Here is a 21,451-nt window from a genome sequence, read left to right as displayed (position 1 = left end):
ATGAAATCTATAAGCGTCAAACAAGCAGTCTTCTCGCTAATAGCCGGGTTGCTTTTAGTCTCGAGCCCCAATGTCGGCGCGGCGGAATCGCTGGCTGGAAGCAAGGGCGACGTCCGCTTCTACCCGTATTTTCCGGCAACCGCGGATCGGCCATGCACCAAGGCATATAAGGCCTATGTGGCGGCCAGCGGCCATTCAGCTTATGCGACCACTCCGTATTCCCGGGTGCGTTCGTTGTACATCATGTGCGGCTCGCGCTTGAATGCGCCCTCGCAAAAGGCTGCCGAGGATATGGCGATGAAATCCTGCCAGGCCACCCGCAACCGTTACAAGGTCACGACCGGGGGAGCTTGCGAAATCGCGGCCTCGAAGTAGGCAGGCCTCGCTTGCCTACCCTTTGACCGCCAGACTACAAAGCGGGGCATCGCCGCAGCTCGCGTGACGAGAATTCGCACCGTTGGCGGCAAGCTCTGCCTGTGGAGGCCCGATGTTCGCCAAGATCCTGATCGCCAACCGTGGCGAGATCGCCTGCCGGGTGATCCGCACGGCACGCAGGATGGGTGTGCGCTGCGTCGCCGTCTATTCCGACGCCGATGCTCACGCCTTGCATGTCGAAATGGCCAACGAAGCGGTGCATATCGGCGCCTCTCCGGCCAACGAAAGCTATCTGCGCGGCGACAAGATCATCGCGGCGGCCTTGGCCACAGGTGCCGAGGCCATCCATCCGGGCTACGGCTTTCTTTCGGAAAACCCCGACTTCGTCGACCAGGTCGCGGCCGCTGGGCTGATCTTCATTGGGCCGTCGGCGGCCTCGATCCGTGCCATGGGACTGAAGGACGCGGCCAAGCGGCTGATGGAAAAGGCCGGCGTGCCTGTCGTTCCGGGCTACCATGGTGAAGCGCAGGAGATCGTGTTGCTCGCCTCCAAGGCGCGCGAGATAGGCTACCCCGTATTGATCAAGGCGCGCGCCGGCGGCGGCGGCAAGGGCATGCGGCGCGTCGAGCATCCTGATGATTTTTCTGAAGCACTGTCGGGCGCGCGGCGCGAGGCGAAAGCCGCGTTCGGTGACGACCGCGTCTTGGTTGAAAAATATGTCGACAAGCCGCGCCACATCGAAGTGCAGGTGTTTGGTGACAATTTCGGCAACGCCGTACATCTTCACGAACGTGACTGCTCGGCGCAGCGCCGCCACCAGAAGGTGATCGAGGAGGCGCCTGCCCCGGGCATGACGCAGGCACTGCGCAAGGCGATGACCGAGGCGGCGGTGAAAGCCGCCAAGGCAATCCGCTATTCCGGCGCCGGTACCATCGAGTTCATCGTCGATGCCTCGCAAGGTCTGAAGGCCGACCGTTTCTGGTTCATGGAAATGAACACCCGCCTGCAGGTCGAGCACCCCGTCACCGAAATGGTCACCGGCATCGACCTGGTCGAGTGGCAGTTGCGGGTAGCCTCCGGCGAAAAACTGCCGAAGGCGCAGAGCGAGATCGCGCTCTCCGGCCACGCCTTCGAGGCGCGCATCTATGCCGAGGACGCGGCAAGAGGGTTTTTGCCGGCGACCGGCACCTTGCACCATTTGAAATTTCCGCAGCCGGCACCGGAGGGTGCGACCATGCGCATCGAAAGCGGTGTGCGCGCCGGTGATGCGATTTCGCCGTTTTACGACCCGATGATCGCTAAGCTGATCGTTCATGGCAAGGATAGACGGGCGGCGCTCACGGCACTTGGCGCAGCGCTGTCGCAGACCGAAATCGCCGGCTCGACGGTCAACACTGCCTTTCTTGCCGCGCTGGCCGCTGATGCGGATTTTGCGGCGGGCGATGTCGATACCGGCCTGATCGCCAGGCATCAGCAGGCGTTGACGGCGGTTCCGTCGCCGAGCGGCGAGACGATTGCCGCCGCGGCACTTGCCGCGTCCGGTGCGGGCGACTTGTCATCCTCGGACGATCCTTGGTCGTCGCTGGCCGGCTATGCGCATTTCCACGCTGTAGCGCGGCGCACGCTGCTGAAGTTTGGCGAGCAGGAGATCGTCGCGCGTGTGTCGGTGCGGCCGGACGGACGGTTCGAGGTGGCGCTGGATGCGCCCTATGAGAGCGTCAATTCGCATGATCTTCGCGCGGCGCCTCGCCTCGCCCGCTGGCCGGGCCACGTCACGGTCTTCGATGGCGCCATCGGCTACGGTTTCGCCGTGCCGGATCCGCTGGCGCGAGCCGACGAAGCCGCGGTCGCTTCCGGCAGCCTGCGCGCGCCAATGCCCGGCCTGGTCAAATTGGTGCGTGCAGCCAGAGGCGAGTCCGTGATCAAGGGCCAGCCGCTGCTGATCCTGGAGGCGATGAAGATGGAGCACACCATTGCCGCGCCGCATGACGGGGTTATCGCCGAGATCGCTGCCGAAGGCGCGCAGGTCACCGACGGGACCGTGCTGGTTCGCTTTGCCGAGGAACCTCAGCTGGCTGCTGTTTCCCTATCCACGAAGTGATCTCGAACGCGTCACAAAGGCGTCGCCAAAAACAACCTGGCCGGGTTTGACCCCGGCCATGTTCGACTACAGCAGCGCGTCTTGCGGCGCCGCGGCCATCACGGCTGGATCGGCGCGTATTTGCCGTCGTGCCACTGGTTGATGTCGTAGCTGACGTTCTTGAGGTCGCCCTTCTCGTCGAAGGTGACTGAGCCGACAACCGTGCTGATCGGCTGGCCGTTCTTTAACGCTTCGGCGACTTTTGCCGGATCGTCGCTGCCGGCGCGTTTGATGCCTTCGGCGAAGGCCTGGATCACCGCATAGGAAAACAGCGTGAAGCCCTCCGGCACGAAGCCGCCGGCCTTGATCTTGGCGATGGCTTCCTTGGCTTCGGGCTTCGCCTGCGGATCCGACGGGAAGACGAACATGGTGCCTTCGCCGGCCGGGCCGGAAACCTGCCAAAATTCCGGCGTGGCAATCGAGTCCGGCATGATCAGCTGGAATTTCAGGTTCTGTTCCGCCGACTGGCGCAGGATGAGGCCGGCTTCGGGGTGGTAGCCGCCGAAATAGACGACGTCAGCCTTCAGGTCCTTGAGCTTGGTGACAAGCGCCGCGTAGTCCTTTTCACCGGCGTTGATTCCCTCATAGAGGATCTCGTTGAGACCGTTCTGGTTCATCGTTGCCTTGACGACATCGGCGACGCCCTGCCCATAGGCGCTCTTGTCGTGCAGGATGACGACGTTCTTGCCGGCATATTTCTTGGCGATCCATGGACCGATGAAAGCGCCCTGCGCGTCGTCGCGCGTATAGAGACGCATGATTGTCGGCCAGCCGGCTTTCGCCGCTGCGTCGGTCAGCACCGGGTTCGAGGAAGCTGGACTCATCATCAGCGCACCGGCTTCGGCATAGACGGCAGAGGCCGGGATGCTGGAGCCCGAACAGGCATGGCCGTCGATGAACTTGACACCATTGGCGACGATGCGGTTGGCGACCGAAACCGCCTGCTTCGGATCGCACTGGTCGTCCTCGATGTCGAGTTTGACCTGGCGGCCGTCGACGCCGCCGGCCGCGTTGATCGCGTCGGCAGCGGCTTGCGCTCCGTGTTTGAACTGATCGCCGATGGTGGCAAGCTGACCGGTCATCGGTCCGACCACCGAAAAGGTGATGTCATCGGCGAAGGCGACCGGCGCGCTCATCATCAGGCCAAATATGGCTGCGCTGAAAATACTGAATTTCTTCATGGCGACATAACTCCTCCACTCTCGCGCGGCCATCCCGGCCGCGCCTCTTCCAGAGTGGCGGGAGAATTTCATCCTTCACCGGAGCTGTCTAGACGCATCGTCGGCGCTCGATTGGGCCTGCAACACGCGGTCCCAAAGACAAAGCCGCGCCAGCCTTGTTCCGGCCGGTCGCGGCTTTTGTCATCGAGCTTACCGAGGTATCAGCACCGGGATCCGCTCGCCTTCCCTGTTTGTACGGTTTATTGCACGGCTCGTCCGCCTGCCGTGTCCTTGTTGGCCCAGCCGTCTTGCGCGGCCTTGATTTTCGGGTCCAGCCCTCTGCGCGGCCTTGACCCGAAGCGTCCCTGTTGTGAGGTCAGTACCCCTGTGAAGTCGATGCCGGCGAATTCAGTGCATCGTCATCCATTCGCGGGCTTCGCGCAGCGCCTTGGCGATCTCGACCTTCGACATGGCGGCCGACAATTCAGAGCGCAGTTCCGCGGCGCGGGCCGAGCCCTTGATCGCGGCGATGTTGAACCATTTGTGGGCGGCGACGACATCGGTCTCGCAATCGCGGCCGGTCGCATACATCATGCCCAACTCGAAAAGAATATCGGCCTGGGCAGTTGCCCCCATGGCGCCGAAGCCGGCTTCAAGCATTTCAAAACGTGCCATTTCAAATCCCCTGTTCTGGCTCCCGAGAGCTGTCTCCGTCTGTCCCTCGGTGTCCTTGATTACCTTCGGGGGCGGCCGCTCTTTCGATGCTTTCGAGAATGCCGCGGAGGCTTGAATCCGTCGTTAAATGGCGTGCTTAATTTGAAGAAAACAAAGCTAAAACAAGAGGTAAACGCGAAAATTCGTTAAGGATACAAAGCCAGCAATCGCGCCGGTTTGCACAAAATTTGAAGAAAACTTGCGAGGCGCGGATCAAGACTCCGCTAACCACAGAAGACAAAGACGTGTGCGGCCCGTTTCATTTTTCGCCGGCGCGGCCGTTCGGGAGCGGGCAAAAACCCGCGACCCTTCCGTCGCGGCACCGCTTTTGTTTTTCCGGGAGCTGGACTAGCTTACGTTTGCGTAAGGGGCAGACAGCTTGGAGGGAGCCCGATTGGACTTGCCTGAGGGAGGAAAGACATGTTTCGACAAGTGAGCCTGGCCCTCGCGGCCGCAATAATGATGACCGGCGCGGCGTGGGCCGATCCGATCGAAGGCAATTGGAAAACGCAAGCCGGATCGACTGCCGCCATTTCTGGTGGCGGCGGAGCATTTTCGATTACGCTCAAATCCGGCAAATTTGCCGGCAAGCATATCGGTTCACTGAAGGTGGCCGGCGACAACAAATATGCCGGCACCATAACCGACCCGGAAACCGATAAGACCTATTCGGGCAAGGCTTCGCTTTCCGGCAGTTCGCTCAAGATGAGCGGCTGCGTGCTCGGCGGGCTGATCTGCAAGAGCCAGACCTGGCACAAGCTCTGATCGTGCCCTTCCTGCCGGGGTGAGCGGGGCCAGTCGGCCCCGTTTTCATGTTATCGGTCTCGCAGCAATGGCGTCGCCATAGGTAGCTGCACTCAAGGCGGGCCCTCTCAGAGATCATCAACCATTTTGAACCCCAGATGAACGCCGGGATCAGAGCCGGTTCAGCCAGGGCAAGGCATTGTCATGCGTGTTGAAGGAGACACCGCGCAATGCTTGCCCGCCGCTTCACCATTGTCTGCCTGCTGATGAGCCTGTTCGGCATGTTGTTCGCCGTCCTTGTCGCCCAAGCCGGCCGGCCGGCCCGCGCCTGGGACGTCGCCATTTCCTGCCGGCTCGGTTGCCCGAACCAGCTTCGCCACTGAACCCGTCCAGCGAGACATAGAAAACCACGCCATGACCCGCCTCACCGCCAATGTCGTCAAGACCCTTCGGCTTCTGCCGCGGACGGCGCTCATCCTGATGCTCCTGGCGGCCCCGGTCCTGGCCGTGCCGACGATGCGCGCCGATGCAGGTTCGACCATCGAGGCGCCTGCGCTGAGGAAGTCCGGCGTCGGCTTTGTGCTGCTGGTCAGCTTGCGGCGCGGCTGATGCATGTCGCGCAAAAAGTGTGCAGCGGTTTTGCGACGACGGCATGCATGATAGCAGGAACCTGAAGCGTGTCACATGAGGCCGGACGGGCGCGACGCGCTTTAGGCCACTGGGAAGAAAAACGCCCACAGCGCGTCCTGAAACCGCCTTACCCCCTCCCAACGGCGCACCCAACTCTCTATATTGGGTCATGGAAAAGCGAATCTATCCCCGAGCCATTGAATCTGTCGTTACGCCGGAGCCGTTTAGCCGACAGAGCTTCGACGATGCCAAGAAGGCGGTTGCCGCCTTGCAGGTGCTTTACGACCGCAATACCAAGTTCCTGCGCGATTCATTTACCGCGCTCGCCGCGGGCGGTGACAACAACAAGCGCTACCGGGCCTTCTACCCGGAGATCGGCGTCACCACGAGTTCATTCACACAGATCGACTCGCGGCAGGCCTATGGCCACATGCCGACGCCGGGGCATTTCTCAACCACCATCACCCAGCCTGCTCTTTTCGAAAGCTACCTCACCGAACAGCTTCGCCTGATCATGCGCAACCACGGCGTTCCGGTCACGGTCTCGGAATCGACCACTCCCATCCCGCTGCATTTCGCTTTCCTCGAAGGCACCCATGTCGACGGCACTGCTGCCGAACGCATCAAACGGCCGATCCGTGACCTGTTCGACGTGCCGGACCTCGACGGCACTGATGACCAGATCGCCAACGGCACGTTCGAAGTGGGATTGGGCGAGGCACGGCCGCTGGCACCGTTCACCGCGCAACGCATCGATTATTCGCTGCACCGGATGTCGCACTATACGGCGACCAGCCCCCAGCATTTCCAGAACTTCGTGCTGTTCACCAACTACCAATTCTATATCGACGAATTCGTCGCCCGTGCACGCGAATTGATGGCCAATGGCGGTGACGGATATGTCGAGTTCGTCGAGCCGGGCAACATCGTAACCAAAGTGGGAGGCGGCGCGCCCGGTGAGAGTGCTGCGCCATCTCGCCTGCCGCAGATGCCGGCCTATCATCTGAAGAAGCCGAACCATGGCGGCATCACCATGGTCAATATCGGCGTTGGTCCTTCCAACGCCAAGACGATCACCGACCATATTGCGGTGCTCCGGCCGCATGCCTGGGTGATGCTCGGCCATTGCGCCGGCCTGCGCAACACGCAGGCGCTGGGCGATTATGTGCTGGCGCATGCCTATGTACGGGAAGACCATGTCCTCGACGACGATCTTCCGGTCTGGGTGCCGATCCCGCCGCTAGCCGAAATCCAGGTGGCGCTGCAGGAAGCGGTCGCCGAGGTCACCGGGCTTTCCGGATATGATCTCAAGCGCATCATGCGCACCGGCACCGTCGCCACTATCGACAACCGCAATTGGGAGCTGCGCGACCAGCGCGGGCCGGTGCAGAGGCTGTCGCAGTCGCGCGCGATCGCGCTCGATATGGAATCGGCGACGATCGCCGCCAATGGCTTCCGCTTCCGGGTGCCCTATGGCACGCTGCTTTGCGTATCCGACAAGCCGCTGCATGGCGAATTGAAGTTGCCGGGCATGGCGACCGAGTTCTACAAGCGGCAAGTAGCGCAGCACCTGACCATCGGCATCAGGGCGATGGAGAAGCTGGCTGAAATGCCGATGGAGCGACTGCATTCGCGCAAGCTCAGGAGCTTTTCGGAAACTGCCTTCCAGTAATGCCGAATCGCATGTGTCGGTCCAGGTCAGGACATTTCGTCATCTTGATTGAGCCGCACTTCTGCCGATAGACAAAGCGATGGCACGTGTTCTGGACATGACGGTTGCGCTGGCATTCGTCGCAATGCTTGCACTTTCGGCCGCGCTGGTGGCCGGGTTTCTCGGATCGCTGCATCCGGCCCTCGATTCCTTTGCTCATTTCCGCGTCCATTTTTCCGTGCTGATGGCACTTTGCGCGCTGCCGCTGCTCGCCACCTCGTTTCGCCTGCAGGCCGCGGCCGCATTGCTGTTTGCGGTGGCCGCGTTTGCCACCACGTCGAATGCCTTGCCGCTTTCGCGGCTATGGCAGGTGCTGGCCGCCTACGAAGCCAAACCCGGTGACGAGCCAGTCTACCGCCTGCTGCAGATGAACCTCAGGTTCAACAATCCAACGCCTGAGAAGGTGCTGTCGCTGATCGGCCGGACGCAGCCTGATGTGATCACCCTCGATGAGGTGTCTGAGATGTGGAAGGCAAAGCTTGCGCTGCTGTCCGGCGCCTATCCCTACCGGATCCTGTGCCCGTATCCCAATGGCGTATTCGGCGTTGCGCTGCTGTCCAGACGACCGTTTGCCATAGGCACGGAGCCGCACTGCGACAGCCGCGGCGCGATGGCGATCGCCACGGTCGATTTCGGCGGAACCGACGTTGATGTCGCCGCCATCCACCTCACCTGGCCATGGCCCCACAACCAATCACGGCAGATTGGAGGGTTGTCTGACGAAATCGCTTCGCTTGGTGAGACGTCGATCCTCGCAGGCGACTGCAACGCAGCGCCATGGAGCGCCGCCGTCCGGCGCGTCGCATCGCTTGGCAAGCTGACTGTAATGCCGTCGGTCGGGCCGACCTGGCTCTACAGAAGGCTGCCGGATTTCCTGCGCTTCGCCGGACTGCCGATCGACCAGGTTTTCAGCAAGGGCGCCATCGTTATCCGTTCGGCGTCGACCCTTGAGGACACCGGCTCAGACCATCTGCCGGTGCTGGTGGAGTTTTCGCTACGGTCGGATGAACAAAAGCCGCTCGACGAGCACCAGACGGCGACCGCGCTTGCGGCGCTGCCTGGCGGGACGCGAAGCTGAAAATCCGCAGTCCAATCTCGACCTGGCTTATTACTGGCCCACAAAAGCGCGGATGAGGTGCTCGACAGGGCCGCCGTCGCGATGCTCGTGCGCATCAAAGGCGATCTGCTTTGCCTCGTATTCGGCATAGATGGCATTGATCCGGCGCTTTGCCTCGCGACGTGCCGCGAAACAGTGCGGGTCATCACCGACTGTCAGCCCTCGAACCGACTTTTCGGTGGCCCGCATCATCTGTCTGGCGATGCGGCCATGGGTCTCTTCATGGGCGCGGACGCCAGCGAAGAACCGCTTCCACCGCTTCTGCAGCGCCGGCGACGTGGCTGAGGCTAGTTTGGGATAGGTATAGAAGAGATTGAGCGTCCCGTTGGCCTGGCGCAGGCGGCAGACGCCGTTTTCCGTGTAGGCTTCGAAGGTCCAATCATCGACGCTGTAGCCGGTCTGCGCGATGGCGTGGGTCATGAAGCCGTGCTTCGGCCCACCGCGATCCATGGCCTCGATCAGGGCCGCGCCGGTGGTTCCGGCAATGTTATAAGTTCGTGTCTTGACCAATACTTTAGTGTCGGCCAAGGCTGAAGGGGTGCACAACGCCCCGATCGCCACAGCGCTCGTCAGAACTGCCAGACGCATTTTTCCTTCCTCCCTGTCGCCACAGAAAGGAAACACAGGCAGGCGGTCTATTCAACAATCCTACGGTTGCGCTGCTCCTCATCTTGTTTGGTCCGGAGCAAACCTTGTGACTTACATGTTCTGGTAGACCGGGCCCTCGCCGCCCTGTGGCGGCACCCAATTTATGTTCTGGTTCGGGTCCTTGATATCGCAAGTCTTGCAGTGCACGCAGTTCTGCGCGTTGATGACGAAGCGCACATCCTTAGCCGTAGGATCGGCGGCGGCATTGCCGTCCTTGTCGACCCATTCGTAGACGCTGGCCGGGCAGTAACGCGTCGAGGGCCCGGCATAGACGTCATGCTCGGAGCGCTTCTGCAGGTCCATGTCGGCGACAAGCAGATGCACCGGCTCGTTCTCCTCGTGGTTGGTGTTGGACAGGAACACCGACGACAGCCGGTCGAAGGTCAGCACCCCGTCCGGCTTCGGGTAGGCGATCTTCTGGTGCGCGGCGGCCGGTTCCAGCGTGGCGTGGTCGGCCTTGCCGTGCTTCATCGTGCCGAAGGGCGAAAAGCCGAACAGCGTGTTCAGCCACATGTCGAGGCCGCCAAGGCCGACGCCGACAATGGTGCCGAAGCGCGACCATAGCGGCTTGACGTTGCGCACCTTCTTCAGGTCCTTGCCGATATCGGTGGCGCGCCAGGCGGCCTCGTAGGAGGCCAGCTCGTCATTGGTGCGGCCGGCGGCTATCGCATCACAGACATGCTCGGCCGCCAGCATTCCCGAGAGCACGGCATTGTGCGAGCCCTTGATGCGCGGCACGTTGACGAAGCCGGCCGCGCAGCCGATCAGCGCACCGCCGGGGAAGGACAGTTTCGGCACCGACTGCCAGCCGCCTTCGGTGATGGCGCGGGCACCATAGCCCAGACGCTTGGCACCTTCGAAGGTGCCGCGGATCGCCGGATGGGTCTTGAAGCGCTGGAACTCGTCAAACGGCGACAGATAGGGGTTCTTGTAGTTCAGGTGAACGACGAAGCCGACTGCCACCTGATTGTCCTCGAGATGGTAGAGGAAGGAGCCGCCGCCGGTCTTCATATCGAGCGGCCAGCCGAAGGAATGCTGGACAAGGCCCGGCCGGTGGTTTTCCGGTTTGACCTGCCAGAGTTCCTTGAGGCCGATGCCGTATTTTCCGGGCTCACGGCCGTCGGAAAGGTGGTATTTGGCGATCAGCTGCTTGGCCAGCGAGCCGCGCGCGCCCTCGCCGATCAAGACATATTTGCCCATCAGCGCCATGCCCGGCGCAAAGCCCGGACCGTGCGTGCCGTCCTTCTCGACACCCATGTCGCCGGTGACGACGCCGGTGACCGCACCGGCCTCGTTGTAGAGCAGGCCGACCGCGGCAAAGCCCGGATAGATCTCGACGCCCAGCGCCTCGGCCTTTGTCGCCAGCCAGCGGCAGACATTGCCGAGCGAGACGATATAGTTGCCATGATTGTTCATCAGCGGCGGCATCAGGATATTGGGCAGACGGAACGAACCGGCGGGGCCGAGAACCAGGAAATGGTCATCGGTGACCGGTGTCCTGAAGGGATGACCCTCCTCTTCGCGCCAGCCGGGCAGCAGCCGGTCGATGCCGATCGGATCGACGACGGCGCCGGACAGGATGTGCGCGCCGACTTCGCCGCCCTTTTCCAGCACGACGACGGAAAGCTCGGGGTTGACCTGCTTGAGTCGGATCGCGGCGGCAAGGCCGGCCGGGCCGGCGCCGACGATGACCACGTCGAATTCCATGCTTTCGCGTTCGATATCGCTCATCGACCCCTCACTGGCTCGCCATTTCCGGCATTTTGCTGGCTCACGCGCTGCATAGCGCATCAAATAGCGACGGGAAACCGGCGCGGACGTGACAATACCGATTTCGTCAAAAAGTCGCGTCCTGCCGCACAGACTCGCCGTGGCGAGCATCAATCTTCAATCCTATTCCGTTTGCACAGATATGTCGCACCGATGTTTTTAATTGTTCGACGGCTTGCTTATCGGCCATACTTCCCGCCATGCGCATATTCGGGCCGGCTGGCTTTTCATCGACGCGCTTTTTTTTCACGCCCGGCCGGATTTGCCGTGCGGCGCTCTTGGCGCTTCTGCCGCTGACGGCCCTCGATGCCCATGCCGAGCGGCAACTGGTCTGGGCGACCGGCGCCTATTCCTTTTCCGACGAGCGCGGCGGCTTCCGCATCACCGGGGCTTCCGGCATCGGCACGAAAGAGGATCCGCTGGTCATCACCGAAGAGCTGAATTCAGCGACACCGGTAACGCTGGCCATTCGCACGACCAAGCCGATCCAGCCGTTCGGCAAGGCTGGAGACTTCGCCAACGGTCTGATGTATATGCGCATCGACGTGCTCAACAATAGCGGCCAGGCCTGGGTCGAGTTCCAGTTCGAACTCCAGGAGATCCTCGACCAGCCGAGCGTGTTCGGCGACGGGCTGTCGTTTGACCAGCGCAACAAGACGCCTGAAAATATCTGGTCGACCAGCTACGCCGATTTCGACCGCAATTTCGAACCCTATGACCGCCTGCTGTTCAAGAACGGCAAGATCGACCCGCTGAAGACCGCCAGCTTCTATTTCCTGATCACCGACTATACGCCGCGCTGGACGTTCTATCTGGTGCAGGATCCGCGCATACCGTCGAGCTGAACTTGCAAATTCAAGCGCCGCGGTCGAATGTGAAAACCATGACTGCCGCCCCCCACAATAGCCGAGCCGATCTCGCCGAGCTGCTGGCCTTCTACGCCAGCGCCGGCGTCGACGAAGCACTTGAAGAACAGCCGGTAAACAGGTTTGCAGAAGCCAGGCCACCGGCGCGGGTTCCTGCGGCGGCCGCTATGCCGGCCGGTGAAAATGCGACGCCACAACGCTCGACGAGCGTGTCGCGCGCCGAAATGGGCGAGAGACCCAATACGGCACCGGCAGTGCGAACGTCCCCGGCCATGTCAACGGTGCCCGACGAGGCGCAGGCGGCATTGGCGCGGCAACTGGCGAGATCGGCGGCAAGCCTCGACGAGCTTCGCCAGCACATGGCGGCATTCGACGGCTGCAATCTCAAATTCACCGCCAAGAACCTTGTGTTCGCCGACGGCAATCCGACTGCCGAGGTGATGCTGATCGGCGAAGCGCCGGGGCGCGACGAGGACATAGAGGGCTTACCGTTCGTCGGCCGCTCGGGCCGGCTGCTCGACCGCATGCTGGCCGCGATCGGTCTTGACCGGACATCTGCCTACATCGCCAACGTGATTCCCTGGCGGCCGCCGGGCAACCGCACGCCTACCCCGCACGAGACCGAGATCTGCCGGCCGTTCATCGAGCGGCAGATCGAGCTGGTCAATCCGAAGGTGCTGGTTAATCTCGGCGGCCCGTCGGCAAAGACCCTGCTCAACACCTCCGAAGGCATATTGCGGCTGCGCGGCAACTGGCGCGTCCACACGACCCCGTCTGGCGTCGCCATTCCCGCCATGCCGACCCTGCATCCGGCCTATTTGTTGAGAACGCCGGCGCACAAGAAGCTGGCATGGCGGGATTTCCTCGAAGTGAAGGCGAAGTTGCGGGCGCTTGGGTAATGGTGCAGAGCGCGTCTTCCGTTCTCCCCTTGCGTGGAAGGAAGAGCGGCATCATGACCTCGCAGGTAATTGAAATGCGCCCACTGCCGGCCTAGTCATCCCGTCATGACAGCAGCCCAGATTTCCGCCGGCAGTCTCATTCGCGAATGGCGTACACGCCGGCGCATGAGCCAGCTCGACCTTGCTATGGAGGCCGAGATCTCGCAGCGGCATCTGAGTTTCGTGGAAAGCGGCCGCGCCGCACCCTCGCGTGATATGGTGCTGCATCTGTCGGAGCAGCTCTCGATCCCGCTCAGGCAGCGCAACCAGCTGCTGCTGGCCGCCGGCTTTGCCCCGAGCTTCAGCGAACGACCACTTGACGATGCCTCGATGGCACCGGCGATGGCGGCGGTCGAGACCGTGCTCAAGGCGCACGAGCCGTTCCCGGCGCTTGCCGTTGACCGGCATTGGAACCTGGTGTCGGCGAATGCCGCCATCGGCCCGTTCCTCGCCAATGTCGCCGATGCCTCCCTGCTGAAGCCGCCGGTCAACGTGTTGCGCCTCAGCCTGCATCCCGGCGGCGTCGCGCCGCGCATCGTCAACCTTGCGGAGTGGCGGACGCATCTTCTGGAGCGGCTGAAGCGGCAGAACGACGCTACCGCCGATCCGGTTCTGGTCGAGCTCGAGCGCGAGCTTCGGGCCTATCCGTCCGGCCTTAAAGGCAGCCGGCCGGCGCCGGTCGAACCGAACGCGATTGTCCATCCGCTCAAGCTTTCCCATGGCGACGCGGTGCTGTCGTTCATCAGCACCATCACCGTGTTCGGCACGCCGCTCGACGTGACGCTGTCGGAGCTGGCGATCGAATCTTTTTTCCCCGCCGACGAGCAGACGCGGGCGGTACTGATGCGGCTGGCGAAACAGCGGACCGACGCAGCGAAGGGCTGATCACCCTTCCGGCGCGACGGCCTTGCGGGTGCGGGTGCGTTCGAGACCCAGCTGGCGCTCGCGCCAGATGATGAAAATCCCCGCCGCAACCACGATCATGCCGCCGACCAGCATGTTGATCGTGGCGACGTCGCCAAAGACCAGATAGCCGACGACGACGCCGAGGATCATCGAAGTGTATTCGAAGGGTGCCACGACGGAAGCCTCAGCATGGCGATAGGCCGAGGTCATCAGGATCTGGCCAAGCCCGCCGCAAAAACCGGCGGCAATCAGAAGCCCCGCCTGCACTGGCGTCAGCGCCTGCCAGCCGAACGGCAGCGAAAGCAGCGCCATGACACTCGCGGTCACCGAAAACCACAGCACGATGGTCGCCGTCCGCTCGCTCTGGACGAGGTTACGAACCAGGAGCATGGCGATGGCCGAGATCGCCGCGGCTATGAGGGCGGCGATCACGCCGAGCACCTCCTGATCGCCAAGGGCAGCGCCCGAACTGAGCAGCGTCAGTTCCGGCCATGAGATGATCAGCACCCCGACCAGGCCGACGGCAACCGCACTCCAGCGATAGATGCGGATGGCTTCGCCGAGGAAGATCGAACTGAACACCACGACCAGCAGCGGCTGCGCGTAGTTCAGCGTGATCGCCTCCGGCAGCGGCAGCCGCGTCAGCGCGAAGAAGCCGAGCCCCATGGCACAGACACCGACAACGCCGCGCGCAATGTGGTTGAGAGGGCGCTTTGTCGAAAAGGCGGTGCCGAGTTTTCCCTGGAAGGCGAGGAAGGCGATGATCGGAAAGATGGCAAAGAAGGAGCGGAAGAAGACGATCTGGCCCGCCGGCACGGTGCCTGCCGCCTTGATGCAGGACGACATGCCGACGAAGACCGCCACCGATACGACCTTGAGCACGATCCCGGTCAGCGTGCTGTGCTCGCCGGCAAGGTCGCCAGCAGCAAGCACTGGCAAATCCGGTCTGGCTGTCACGCCCCTTTTGCTTCCTTGATCGCTGCCCAGATGCACGCCCGCGTTGCAGGCATGTCGATATGCCTGATGCCGTAGGTGCGGTAGAGCGCGTCGGTCACCGCATCGAGCGCGGCAGGCGTCGACCCGATCGTACCCGCCTCCCGCGCGCCCTTGATGAAGGCCCTATGCTCGCGACGCAACACAGAGGCGCTCATTCCGAATTTCGGCGTGACGACGGTCATGGAAGCCTCGCGATGATGCTTGGGAAATGATCGCCTGAAATAGACGTCGCTGCAGTTTTGTCGAGGGAGTGTTTCGTGTAAAGAGCGCAGACTTCAAATTATTTGGACCAGCGGACCCACCCACCGCTCCCGGATCGACAGGAAAAATCAAGGAATGCGCACAGATACCGGCCAGGTCTTCAAGCTCGAAGACTATCGCCCCAGTGATTATCTCATTCCGGAAACCAGCCTGACTTTCCGCCTTTCGCCTGAAGCAACGCATGTCACCGCCGTGCTGACGGTCGAACGTCGCGACGGGATTGCGGCGTCGGTGCCACTGGTGCTGGATGGCGACGGGCTGACGCTCCGCAGCATCGCCATCGACGGCCAGGAACCGAGCCCTGCGGATTTTCTCGCCACGCCCGATCAACTGACAATCATCAGCCCCCCTGCGACAAGGCGCTTCCAGCTGAGAACTGAAACCGTGTTGGCGCCGGCGCAGAACGAAGCGCTGATGGGCCTCTATCGCTCCAGCGACGTCTATTGCACGCAATGCGAGGCCGAAGGCTTTCGCCGCATCACTTATTTCCTCGACCGTCCCGACATCCTGTCGGTCTATACGGTACGTATCGAAGCTCAGCGCCGTGAGGCGCCGCTGCTTTTGTCCAACGGCAACCCGGCCGGCAGCGGCGAGCTTGCCGGCGGCTGGCACTATGCGGTCTGGCACGACCCCTTCCCCAAGCCGTCCTATTTGTTTGCGCTGGTGGCGGGCGACCTCGGCAAGATCTCGGACAGTTTCGTTACCCTGTCTGGTCGCAAGGTCGAGCTCGGAATCTATGTCGAACCGGGCAAAGAGAGGCTCGCCGGCTACGCCATGGACGCTTTGAAACGGTCGATGAAATGGGACGAGGAGGCATTCGGCCGCGAATACGACCTCGATGTCTTCAACATCGTCGCCGTGTCCGACTTCAATATGGGCGCAATGGAGAACAAGGGTCTCAACATCTTCAACGACAAATACGTTCTGGCCGACCAGGAAACCGCGACCGACGCCGATTTCGCCAATATCGAGGCCATCATCGCGCATGAGTATTTCCACAATTGGACAGGCAATAGAATCACTTGCCGCGACTGGTTCCAGCTTTGCCTGAAGGAAGGGCTGACGGTTTTCCGCGACCACGAATTCTCGGCCGATCAGCGCTCGCGCGCCGTCAAGCGCATCGCCGAGGTGCGTACGCTGCGCGCCCATCAGTTTCCCGAGGACCAGGGGCCGCTGGCGCATCCGGTGCGGCCGCGCCGCTACCGCGAGATCAACAATTTCTACACGGCGACGGTCTACGAAAAGGGCTCGGAAGTCGTGCGCATGATCCATACCATCCTCGGCGCCGAGACGTTCCGCGCCGGCATGGACCTCTACTTCGAACGTCACGACGGCCAGGCGGCGACGATCGAAGACTTCATCAAGGTGTTCGAAGACGTCTCCGGTCGCGACCTGTCGCAGTTTTCGCTCTGGTATCATCAGGCCGGTACGCCGAACCTGACCGTCAGCTCGGCGTATAATCCTGCGGCGCAGGAATTCACGCTCGAAATCGAGCAGTCGGTGCCGCCAACACCGGCGGAAAGCCGCAAACGGCTGATGCACATTCCGCTCGCATTTGGCCTGGTCGGCGCCGGCGGAGAGGCGACAGCCTATAGCGGCGTCGAAGGGGCGAATGTCGAGGACGGTGTCATCCATATCCGCAAACGCCGCCATGTCGTCAGGTTTTCCGGGATTGCCGCGCGGCCGGCCATGTCGCTCAACCGCGGCTTTTCGGCGCCGGTGACGCTTTCGGTCGAGCAGCGGCCCGACGACCAGTTTTTTCTGGCTGGCCACGACAGCGACGCCTTCTCGCGCTGGCAGGCGTTCAACACGCTTTTGACCGATGCGCTGATTGCAGCCTTTCGCCAGATCCTGGACCACAGGCAACCCGAGTTCGGCGCCCGGCTGACCGGGCTTGCCGGCAAGATAGCCGGCGACGAAGCGCTCGAACCCGCCTATCGGGCACTGGCGCTGGCGTTGCCCGGCGAGACCGATATCGCCCGCGACATCGGCAAGAACATCGACCCCGATGCCATTTTCGCGGCGCGCGAGGCGCTCGCGGTGGCGATCGCCGAGGCCAACAGCGAGATATTCTCCAACCTTTACGATCGGCTCGCCGACAATGGTCCGTTCAGCCCTGACGCGGCCAATGCCGGGCGGCGGGCGCTGCGCAATGTCCTGCTGGACTATCTCTCCTTGCTGCCGGGAGGCGCGGAGCTCGCCGCCCGGCACTTCCAATCGGCGATCAACATGACGGATCGTGCCGCGGCGTTGACCGTGCTTGCGCACCGTCACCACGGCTCACCTGAGGCGACTAAGGCGCTGGCCGATTTCGAGGCGAAATATGCAACCGATCCGCTGGTCATGGACAAATGGTTCCAGATCCAGGCCAGCGTGCCCGGCCCGCAAACCGTCGACGCAGTGCGCACCTTGACCAGCCACCCGGCGTTCTCGATGGCCAACCCGAACCGGGTACGCGCGCTCGTCGGAACGTTTTCCAGCGCCAACCAGACCGGCTTCCATCGCGCCGACGGCGAGGGCTACCGGCTTTTCGTCGAAACGGTGCTGCAGGTCGAAAAACGCAACCCGCAGGTGGCCGCCAGGCTGGCGACGGCGCTCAGGTCGTGGCGCTCGCTCGAACCGGTGCGGCAGGCCAAGGCAAGGGAGGCGTTACTTTCAATCGCCAATACCGAGAAGCTGTCGGCCGATTTGCGAGACATCGTCGAGCGCACACTGGCGTAAGGTGCGTTGATAGACGACGGGTGTCAGCCGGCTTCGCTGAACAATGTCTCGATCAGAGGGCATTCTGGCAGCGTGCCCTCGGCACATTGCGCGACCACGTCCTTCAACACCCGCTCCATCCGCTTCAAATCGGCGATCTTCGCTCGCACGTCGTCGAGGTGGGCGGCGGCGACGGTGCGTGCCTCAGCGCACGGCCGGTCGCGTTCGTCGACGAGAAGCAGCTCACGAATTTCATCGAGGGAGAAGCCGAGCGCGCGCGCCCGCAGCACGAAGCGGAGGCGCCGCTCATGCATGGTGTCGTAGCTGCGGTAGCCGCTCGTCGTACGGGGCGGCTCGGGCAGAAGGCCGACCTTCTCATAGTAACGCACGGTCTCCAGGTTGCAGCCCGTCCGCCGGGCAAGCTCGGCCCGCTGCAGACCCTTCACCACGGCTTGATCGCGCATCGTAAAAACCCTCTTGACCCTGTAGCGACTACAGACAGCATGCTACGTCGCGTTAGGGATTTCGGCAAGCAAAGAGAGGCCGGAGATGGTTGCATCGCAAACAGCAGTCACGCGGCCTGCCACGACCGTGCTCGAGCGGAGCGAGACCGTACGACAGCGCCTGGTCGCGATCGGCGGCATTCTCGGCGCGCTCGCCGCCTCGTCCTGCTGCATCATTCCGCTCGTGCTGTTCAGCCTCGGCGTCGGCGGCGCGTGGATCGGCAATCTGACGGTGCTCGCGCCATACAAGCCGCTCTTCGTCGCCGGAACGGCAGGCCTTCTCGGATATGGCTTCTATCTCGTCTACTGGAAGCCACGGCGGGCCTGCGCCAATGATGCTGCCTGCGCACGTCCGATCCCCAGCCGTCTCGTACAACTCGGGCTCTGGATCGCGACCGTGCTCGTGATCGCCGCCTTCGCCTTCGATTACGTCGCCCCGCTGCTGCTCCGCGTCTGACACCAAGAGGAGACCTGTCCCATGAAGAAGAGCTTGGGCGCTTTCGCCCTGTTCGCGTCGATGCTGATAGCGCCGGCTGCCGTTGCCGCCGAACGCGCCATCACCTTCGCTGTCGACAACATGACCTGCGCCTCCTGTCCCTATATCGTGAAGACGTCGATGGCGGCGGTCCCGGGCGTCACGGCGGTGGCCGTCTCCTTCGAAGCCAAGACCGCGACCGTGACCTTCGACGACGCGAAGACGACACCGGATGCCATCGCGGCCGCCAGTATGAATGCCGGCTATCCCGCCCGCCCGATGCCGCAGCGAGGCAGTTGACATGAATGACCTGATACGCACAGGCGCTGCCGGCGCCGTGATTGCCGCGATCTGCTGCGCCGTGAGACGACGATCCACAAGGAAGGCGTAAAAGCCGTGAACGATTGCTGCGTATCCTCCTCGCCCCTGCACAAAGGCGTCTGCTTCCGCATGCGCGACACTGCCGAGCTATGCCGTGCGGCCGGGCGTGACGTTTCCGGACTGGTCGGTGGTCACGTCGCCGGCGGCCCAGGACGCCCTGCTGGCTATGGTCGGGTCCGACCATGTGCTCAATCGCTGAAGCGGCTATGATCCTGCCACGGACGACATTCGCGTTACGCTGCTTAGGCTCTATGCCGAACTCGGGCGAGCGCCGACCCAAGGCGTCATCGCCAGGCACGTGGGTCTGCGTGAGGCGGCCGTCCCGCGGTTGCTCGAGGAACTCCGCCGTCGCGACCTGGTCGTGCTCGACGGTGCGCGGATCGTCGGCGCCTATCCCTTCACCGATCGAGACACGGGCCACCGGGTCACGCCGGACGGACGCGTTCTCAATGCCATGTGCGCGGTCGATGCGCTCGGCATCTGCGCCATGACCAACCACGACGTCGCGGTTGCATCGCGCTGCCGCCACTGTGGCGCATCGATCCGGATCACCACGCAGGACCACGGCCTGGCATTGGCCCAGATCGAGCCGGGGACGGCGGTCATGTGGCAGAATATTCGCTATGAAGGCGCGTGCGCGGCGACTTCGCTATGCGCCACGACCGCCTTCTTCTGTTCGGATGACCATCTTTCCGCCTGGCGCCGTGAACAGGCTGCGGACGATGACGGATTTCGGCTGTCGATCCCAGAAGGTCTGGAGGCCGGTCGGGCTCTCTTCGGGCCGAGCCTGGCCGGCATTGATGCAGCAGAACACAGCGACGGCAGTATCGGGACTGGCAGCACATCACGACCGGCCGGCCCGGCACCGACGATCAGCCCATTGGCAAACCGCTCCTTCCGCGTGAGCGGTCGCAACGGCGGCGCCTACGACCTTGCCGTCGTCGGCGCCGGCTCGGCCGGCTTTTCGGCCGCGATCACGGCCGCCGATCAGGGGGCGCAGGTAGCCCTTATCGGTAGCGGGACCGTCGGCGGCACCTGCGTCAATATTGGCTGCGTCCCGTCGAAGACCCTGATCCGCGCTGCGGAGACGCTCCACAATGCCCGAGCCGCCGTGCGCTTTGCCGGCATCACGGCCGACGCCGAACTGATCGACTGGCGCGGAACTGTTCGTCAGAAGAACGCTCTCGTTTCCGATCTGCGTCAGGCCAAGTACATCGACCTGCTGCCGGCCTACAATCGTATCGCCTACAGCGAGGGCGCGGCACGACTCGCAAACGGCGGCGTAGACGTGAACGGCGCGCGCATTCCCGCTAGCAAGATCATCGTCGCGACCGGGGCTCGGCCGGCGGTCCCCGCCATTCCGGACATCGAGGCTGTGCCGTACCTGACCAGCACGACTGCGCTCGACCTCGAGGAGCTGCCGAAGTCGCTGCTCGTCATCGGTGGCGGCTACATCGGGGCGGAGCTTGCTCAGATGTTCGCGCGAGCCGGCGTCAAGGTGACGCTCGTGTGCCGGTCCCGCCTGCTGCCGGAGGCCGAGCCCGAGATCGGCGCGGCGCTGACGGGGTACTTCGAAGACGAAGGCATCACCGTGGTCTCCGGCATCGCCTACCGCGCGATCCGAAAGACTGACAAGAGAATTGCGCTCAACGTCGCACGCGATGGCCAGGATGTTGCGATCGACGCCGATCAGGTCCTCCTGGCCACAGGCCGCACGCCCAACATCGAAGGCCTTGGGCTGGCCGAGCGCGGCGTCGCCGTCTCGCCGAGGGGCGGCATCGTCGTCGACGACCGCATGCGTACGACGGAAGCCGGCATTTATGCCGCCGGCGACGTTACCGGCCGCGACCAGTTTGTCTACATGGCCGCCTACGGCGCCAAGCTCGCCGCCAGGAACGCCCTCAACGGCGACAGGCTGCGCTACGACAACAGCGCTATGCCAGCCATCGTATTCACCGATCCGCAGGTAGCGAGCGTCGGGTTGACCGAGGCTGCGGCGCGCGCGGCCGGGTACGCCGTTCGCGCCTCGACGATCGGTCTCGACCAGGTGCCGCGTGCGCTTGCCGCACGCGACACCCGCGGCCTGATCAAGCTCGTCGCCGATGCCGGCAGCGGCCGCTTGCTCGGCGCACATGTCCTCGCGCCCGAAGGCGCCGACAGCATCCAGACCGCGACGCTCGCGATAAAGCAAGGACTCACCGTCGACGACCTCGCCGACACGATCTTTCCGTATCTCACCACTGTCGAGGGCCTGAAGCTCGCGGCGCTGTCGTTTCACAAGGACATCGCCAAGCTGTCTTGTTGTGCCGGCTGAACACCGCCAGATTGCGCCGGTAGCGCCAAAAGCGTCGCCGTGCGGCTAATTTTAGTCGATTTTTAATGTTTTTTCGCCGCGCCTCTGGACAAGGCGAATCAC

General features: G+C 63.0%; 22 protein-coding genes. 14 read left to right on the top strand and 8 right to left on the bottom strand.

Translation table 11 applies throughout. The features are described from left to right. A complete protein-coding gene (locus AC0L2Y_RS05780; protein ID WP_352709429.1) occupies positions 1–375 on the top strand; it encodes a hypothetical protein in 375 nt (124 codons plus the stop codon). A gap of 112 nt (positions 376–487) precedes the next feature. Beyond that, a complete protein-coding gene (locus tag AC0L2Y_RS05775; RefSeq protein WP_473554498.1) occupies positions 488–2,476 on the top strand; it encodes an acetyl/propionyl/methylcrotonyl-CoA carboxylase subunit alpha in 1,989 nt (662 codons plus the stop codon). A gap of 98 nt (positions 2,477–2,574) precedes the next feature. On the opposite strand, the gene AC0L2Y_RS05770 is transcribed toward AC0L2Y_RS05775, so the two are convergent. Next, on the bottom strand, positions 2,575–3,696 hold the full coding sequence (locus AC0L2Y_RS05770) for a branched-chain amino acid ABC transporter substrate-binding protein (RefSeq protein WP_473554496.1): 1,122 nt from the start codon (positions 3,694–3,696) through the stop codon (positions 2,575–2,577). Positions 3,697–4,083: 387 nt separating this feature from the next. Then, on the bottom strand, positions 4,084–4,350 hold the full coding sequence (locus AC0L2Y_RS05765) for an SEL1-like repeat protein (protein WP_010915070.1): 267 nt from the start codon (positions 4,348–4,350) through the stop codon (positions 4,084–4,086). A 459-nt stretch (positions 4,351–4,809) separates the two neighbouring features. Between AC0L2Y_RS05765 and AC0L2Y_RS05760 the strand changes: the two genes are divergently transcribed. From AC0L2Y_RS05760 to AC0L2Y_RS05740, 5 genes are all read left to right on the top strand, one after another. Next, positions 4,810–5,154: a DUF2147 domain-containing protein gene (locus AC0L2Y_RS05760; protein WP_473554494.1), complete on the top strand. Its 345-nt coding sequence runs from the start codon at positions 4,810–4,812 to the stop codon at positions 5,152–5,154. A gap of 209 nt (positions 5,155–5,363) precedes the next feature. Then, entirely contained in the window at positions 5,364–5,516 is a 153-nt protein-coding gene (locus AC0L2Y_RS05755; protein WP_353025481.1) for a hypothetical protein, read from the top strand. Positions 5,517–5,547: 31 nt separating this feature from the next. Next, positions 5,548–5,742: a hypothetical protein gene (locus tag AC0L2Y_RS05750; protein WP_352665914.1), complete on the top strand. Its 195-nt coding sequence runs from the start codon at positions 5,548–5,550 to the stop codon at positions 5,740–5,742. Positions 5,743–5,932: 190 nt separating this feature from the next. Then, a complete protein-coding gene (locus tag AC0L2Y_RS05745) occupies positions 5,933–7,435 on the top strand; it encodes an AMP nucleosidase (protein ID WP_352490870.1) in 1,503 nt (500 codons plus the stop codon). A 79-nt stretch (positions 7,436–7,514) separates the two neighbouring features. Further along, complete coding sequence (locus AC0L2Y_RS05740) at positions 7,515–8,552, top strand: endonuclease/exonuclease/phosphatase family protein (RefSeq protein WP_473554492.1); 1,038 nt, start codon at positions 7,515–7,517, stop codon at positions 8,550–8,552. A 30-nt stretch (positions 8,553–8,582) separates the two neighbouring features. Here the strand turns inward: AC0L2Y_RS05740 and AC0L2Y_RS05735 are convergent, their stop codons facing one another. The 3 genes from AC0L2Y_RS05735 to AC0L2Y_RS05725 form a co-directional block, all read right to left on the bottom strand. Continuing rightward, positions 8,583–9,179 (bottom strand): DUF922 domain-containing protein, encoded by a 597-nt coding sequence (locus AC0L2Y_RS05735; protein WP_473554490.1) that lies wholly within the window; start codon positions 9,177–9,179, stop codon positions 8,583–8,585. Positions 9,180–9,290: 111 nt separating this feature from the next. After that, complete coding sequence (locus AC0L2Y_RS05730) at positions 9,291–10,970, bottom strand: electron transfer flavoprotein-ubiquinone oxidoreductase (RefSeq protein WP_352490867.1); 1,680 nt, start codon at positions 10,968–10,970, stop codon at positions 9,291–9,293. Positions 10,971–11,076: 106 nt separating this feature from the next. After that, on the bottom strand, positions 11,077–11,259 hold the full coding sequence (locus AC0L2Y_RS05725; RefSeq protein WP_352490949.1) for a hypothetical protein: 183 nt from the start codon (positions 11,257–11,259) through the stop codon (positions 11,077–11,079). On the opposite strand from AC0L2Y_RS05725, the gene AC0L2Y_RS05720 reads away from it, so the two are divergent. From AC0L2Y_RS05720 to AC0L2Y_RS05710, 3 genes are all read left to right on the top strand, one after another. After that, positions 11,210–11,854: a hypothetical protein gene (locus AC0L2Y_RS05720; RefSeq protein ID WP_473554487.1), complete on the top strand. Its 645-nt coding sequence runs from the start codon at positions 11,210–11,212 to the stop codon at positions 11,852–11,854. The two genes, AC0L2Y_RS05725 and AC0L2Y_RS05720, sit on opposite strands and share 50 nt — an antisense overlap. Positions 11,855–11,892: 38 nt before the next feature. Further along, positions 11,893–12,774, top strand: coding sequence for a uracil-DNA glycosylase (locus tag AC0L2Y_RS05715; protein ID WP_473554486.1), 882 nt, complete (start codon positions 11,893–11,895; stop codon positions 12,772–12,774). A gap of 105 nt (positions 12,775–12,879) precedes the next feature. Continuing rightward, a complete protein-coding gene (locus tag AC0L2Y_RS05710; protein ID WP_473554484.1) occupies positions 12,880–13,698 on the top strand; it encodes a helix-turn-helix domain-containing protein in 819 nt (272 codons plus the stop codon). Here the strand turns inward: AC0L2Y_RS05710 and AC0L2Y_RS05705 are convergent, their stop codons facing one another. Then, complete coding sequence (locus AC0L2Y_RS05705; RefSeq protein WP_473554483.1) at positions 13,699–14,676, bottom strand: DMT family transporter; 978 nt, start codon at positions 14,674–14,676, stop codon at positions 13,699–13,701. Further along, positions 14,673–14,897: a hypothetical protein gene (locus AC0L2Y_RS05700; protein ID WP_473554834.1), complete on the bottom strand. Its 225-nt coding sequence runs from the start codon at positions 14,895–14,897 to the stop codon at positions 14,673–14,675. Before AC0L2Y_RS05700 ends, AC0L2Y_RS05705 begins: the two co-directional genes overlap by 4 nt. A gap of 154 nt (positions 14,898–15,051) precedes the next feature. On the opposite strand from AC0L2Y_RS05700, the gene pepN reads away from it, so the two are divergent. Further along, positions 15,052–17,697 carry an aminopeptidase N gene (pepN, locus tag AC0L2Y_RS05695; protein WP_473554480.1) on the top strand — a complete coding sequence of 882 codons (2,646 nt, stop codon included), beginning with the start codon at positions 15,052–15,054 and terminating at the stop codon, positions 17,695–17,697. A 23-nt stretch (positions 17,698–17,720) separates the two neighbouring features. Here the strand turns inward: pepN and AC0L2Y_RS05690 are convergent, their stop codons facing one another. Next, positions 17,721–18,140, bottom strand: a complete 420-nt coding sequence (locus AC0L2Y_RS05690; RefSeq protein ID WP_473554479.1) for a MerR family transcriptional regulator — start codon at positions 18,138–18,140, stop codon at positions 17,721–17,723. Between the two features lie 85 nt (positions 18,141–18,225). Between AC0L2Y_RS05690 and AC0L2Y_RS05685 the strand changes: the two genes are divergently transcribed. The 3 genes from AC0L2Y_RS05685 to merA all read left to right on the top strand — a co-directional run bounded on the left by AC0L2Y_RS05685 (position 18,226) and on the right by merA (position 21,349). Further along, the gene (locus tag AC0L2Y_RS05685) at positions 18,226–18,636 is read left to right on the top strand and encodes a mercuric transporter MerT family protein (protein WP_473554476.1); all 411 of its coding nucleotides are present in this window, start codon (positions 18,226–18,228) and stop codon (positions 18,634–18,636) included. Positions 18,637–18,657: 21 nt separating this feature from the next. Beyond that, the gene (locus tag AC0L2Y_RS05680) at positions 18,658–18,954 is read left to right on the top strand and encodes a heavy-metal-associated domain-containing protein (RefSeq protein WP_352490860.1); all 297 of its coding nucleotides are present in this window, start codon (positions 18,658–18,660) and stop codon (positions 18,952–18,954) included. A 409-nt stretch (positions 18,955–19,363) separates the two neighbouring features. Then, the gene (merA, locus tag AC0L2Y_RS05675; protein WP_473554474.1) at positions 19,364–21,349 is read left to right on the top strand and encodes a mercury(II) reductase; all 1,986 of its coding nucleotides are present in this window, start codon (positions 19,364–19,366) and stop codon (positions 21,347–21,349) included. Positions 21,350–21,451: the final 102 nt, after the last annotated feature.

The organism is Mesorhizobium sp. WSM4830 (genome assembly GCF_055811495.1).
Note: the sequence above shows the minus strand (reverse complement) of the source record. Positions and strands in the feature narration are given on the sequence as shown.

What these genes read in the sequence shown, in the direction of transcription:
- AC0L2Y_RS05680 (WP_352490860.1), top strand. Translation starts at nt 18,658, where the DNA reads ATGAAGAAGAGCTTGGGCGCTTTCGCCCTGTTCGCGTCGATGCTGATA.
- AC0L2Y_RS05685 (WP_473554476.1), top strand. Translation starts at nt 18,226, where the DNA reads ATGGTTGCATCGCAAACAGCAGTCACGCGGCCTGCCACGACCGTGCTC.
- AC0L2Y_RS05715 (WP_473554486.1), top strand. Translation starts at nt 11,893, where the DNA reads ATGACTGCCGCCCCCCACAATAGCCGAGCCGATCTCGCCGAGCTGCTG.
- AC0L2Y_RS05710 (WP_473554484.1), top strand. Translation starts at nt 12,880, where the DNA reads ATGACAGCAGCCCAGATTTCCGCCGGCAGTCTCATTCGCGAATGGCGT.
- AC0L2Y_RS05765 (WP_010915070.1), bottom strand. Translation starts at nt 4,350, where the DNA reads ATGGCACGTTTTGAAATGCTTGAAGCCGGCTTCGGCGCCATGGGGGCA.
- AC0L2Y_RS05700 (WP_473554834.1), bottom strand. Translation starts at nt 14,897, where the DNA reads ATGACCGTCGTCACGCCGAAATTCGGAATGAGCGCCTCTGTGTTGCGT.
- AC0L2Y_RS05690 (WP_473554479.1), bottom strand. Translation starts at nt 18,140, where the DNA reads ATGCGCGATCAAGCCGTGGTGAAGGGTCTGCAGCGGGCCGAGCTTGCC.
- AC0L2Y_RS05775 (WP_473554498.1), top strand. Translation starts at nt 488, where the DNA reads ATGTTCGCCAAGATCCTGATCGCCAACCGTGGCGAGATCGCCTGCCGG.
- AC0L2Y_RS05780 (WP_352709429.1), top strand. Translation starts at nt 1, where the DNA reads ATGAAATCTATAAGCGTCAAACAAGCAGTCTTCTCGCTAATAGCCGGG.
- AC0L2Y_RS05745 (WP_352490870.1), top strand. Translation starts at nt 5,933, where the DNA reads ATGGAAAAGCGAATCTATCCCCGAGCCATTGAATCTGTCGTTACGCCG.
- AC0L2Y_RS05770 (WP_473554496.1), bottom strand. Translation starts at nt 3,696, where the DNA reads ATGAAGAAATTCAGTATTTTCAGCGCAGCCATATTTGGCCTGATGATG.
- AC0L2Y_RS05750 (WP_352665914.1), top strand. Translation starts at nt 5,548, where the DNA reads ATGACCCGCCTCACCGCCAATGTCGTCAAGACCCTTCGGCTTCTGCCG.
- AC0L2Y_RS05740 (WP_473554492.1), top strand. Translation starts at nt 7,515, where the DNA reads ATGGCACGTGTTCTGGACATGACGGTTGCGCTGGCATTCGTCGCAATG.
- AC0L2Y_RS05760 (WP_473554494.1), top strand. Translation starts at nt 4,810, where the DNA reads ATGTTTCGACAAGTGAGCCTGGCCCTCGCGGCCGCAATAATGATGACC.
- AC0L2Y_RS05755 (WP_353025481.1), top strand. Translation starts at nt 5,364, where the DNA reads ATGCTTGCCCGCCGCTTCACCATTGTCTGCCTGCTGATGAGCCTGTTC.
- pepN (WP_473554480.1), top strand. Translation starts at nt 15,052, where the DNA reads ATGCGCACAGATACCGGCCAGGTCTTCAAGCTCGAAGACTATCGCCCC.
- AC0L2Y_RS05720 (WP_473554487.1), top strand. Translation starts at nt 11,210, where the DNA reads ATGCGCATATTCGGGCCGGCTGGCTTTTCATCGACGCGCTTTTTTTTC.
- AC0L2Y_RS05735 (WP_473554490.1), bottom strand. Translation starts at nt 9,179, where the DNA reads ATGCGTCTGGCAGTTCTGACGAGCGCTGTGGCGATCGGGGCGTTGTGC.
- AC0L2Y_RS05730 (WP_352490867.1), bottom strand. Translation starts at nt 10,970, where the DNA reads ATGAGCGATATCGAACGCGAAAGCATGGAATTCGACGTGGTCATCGTC.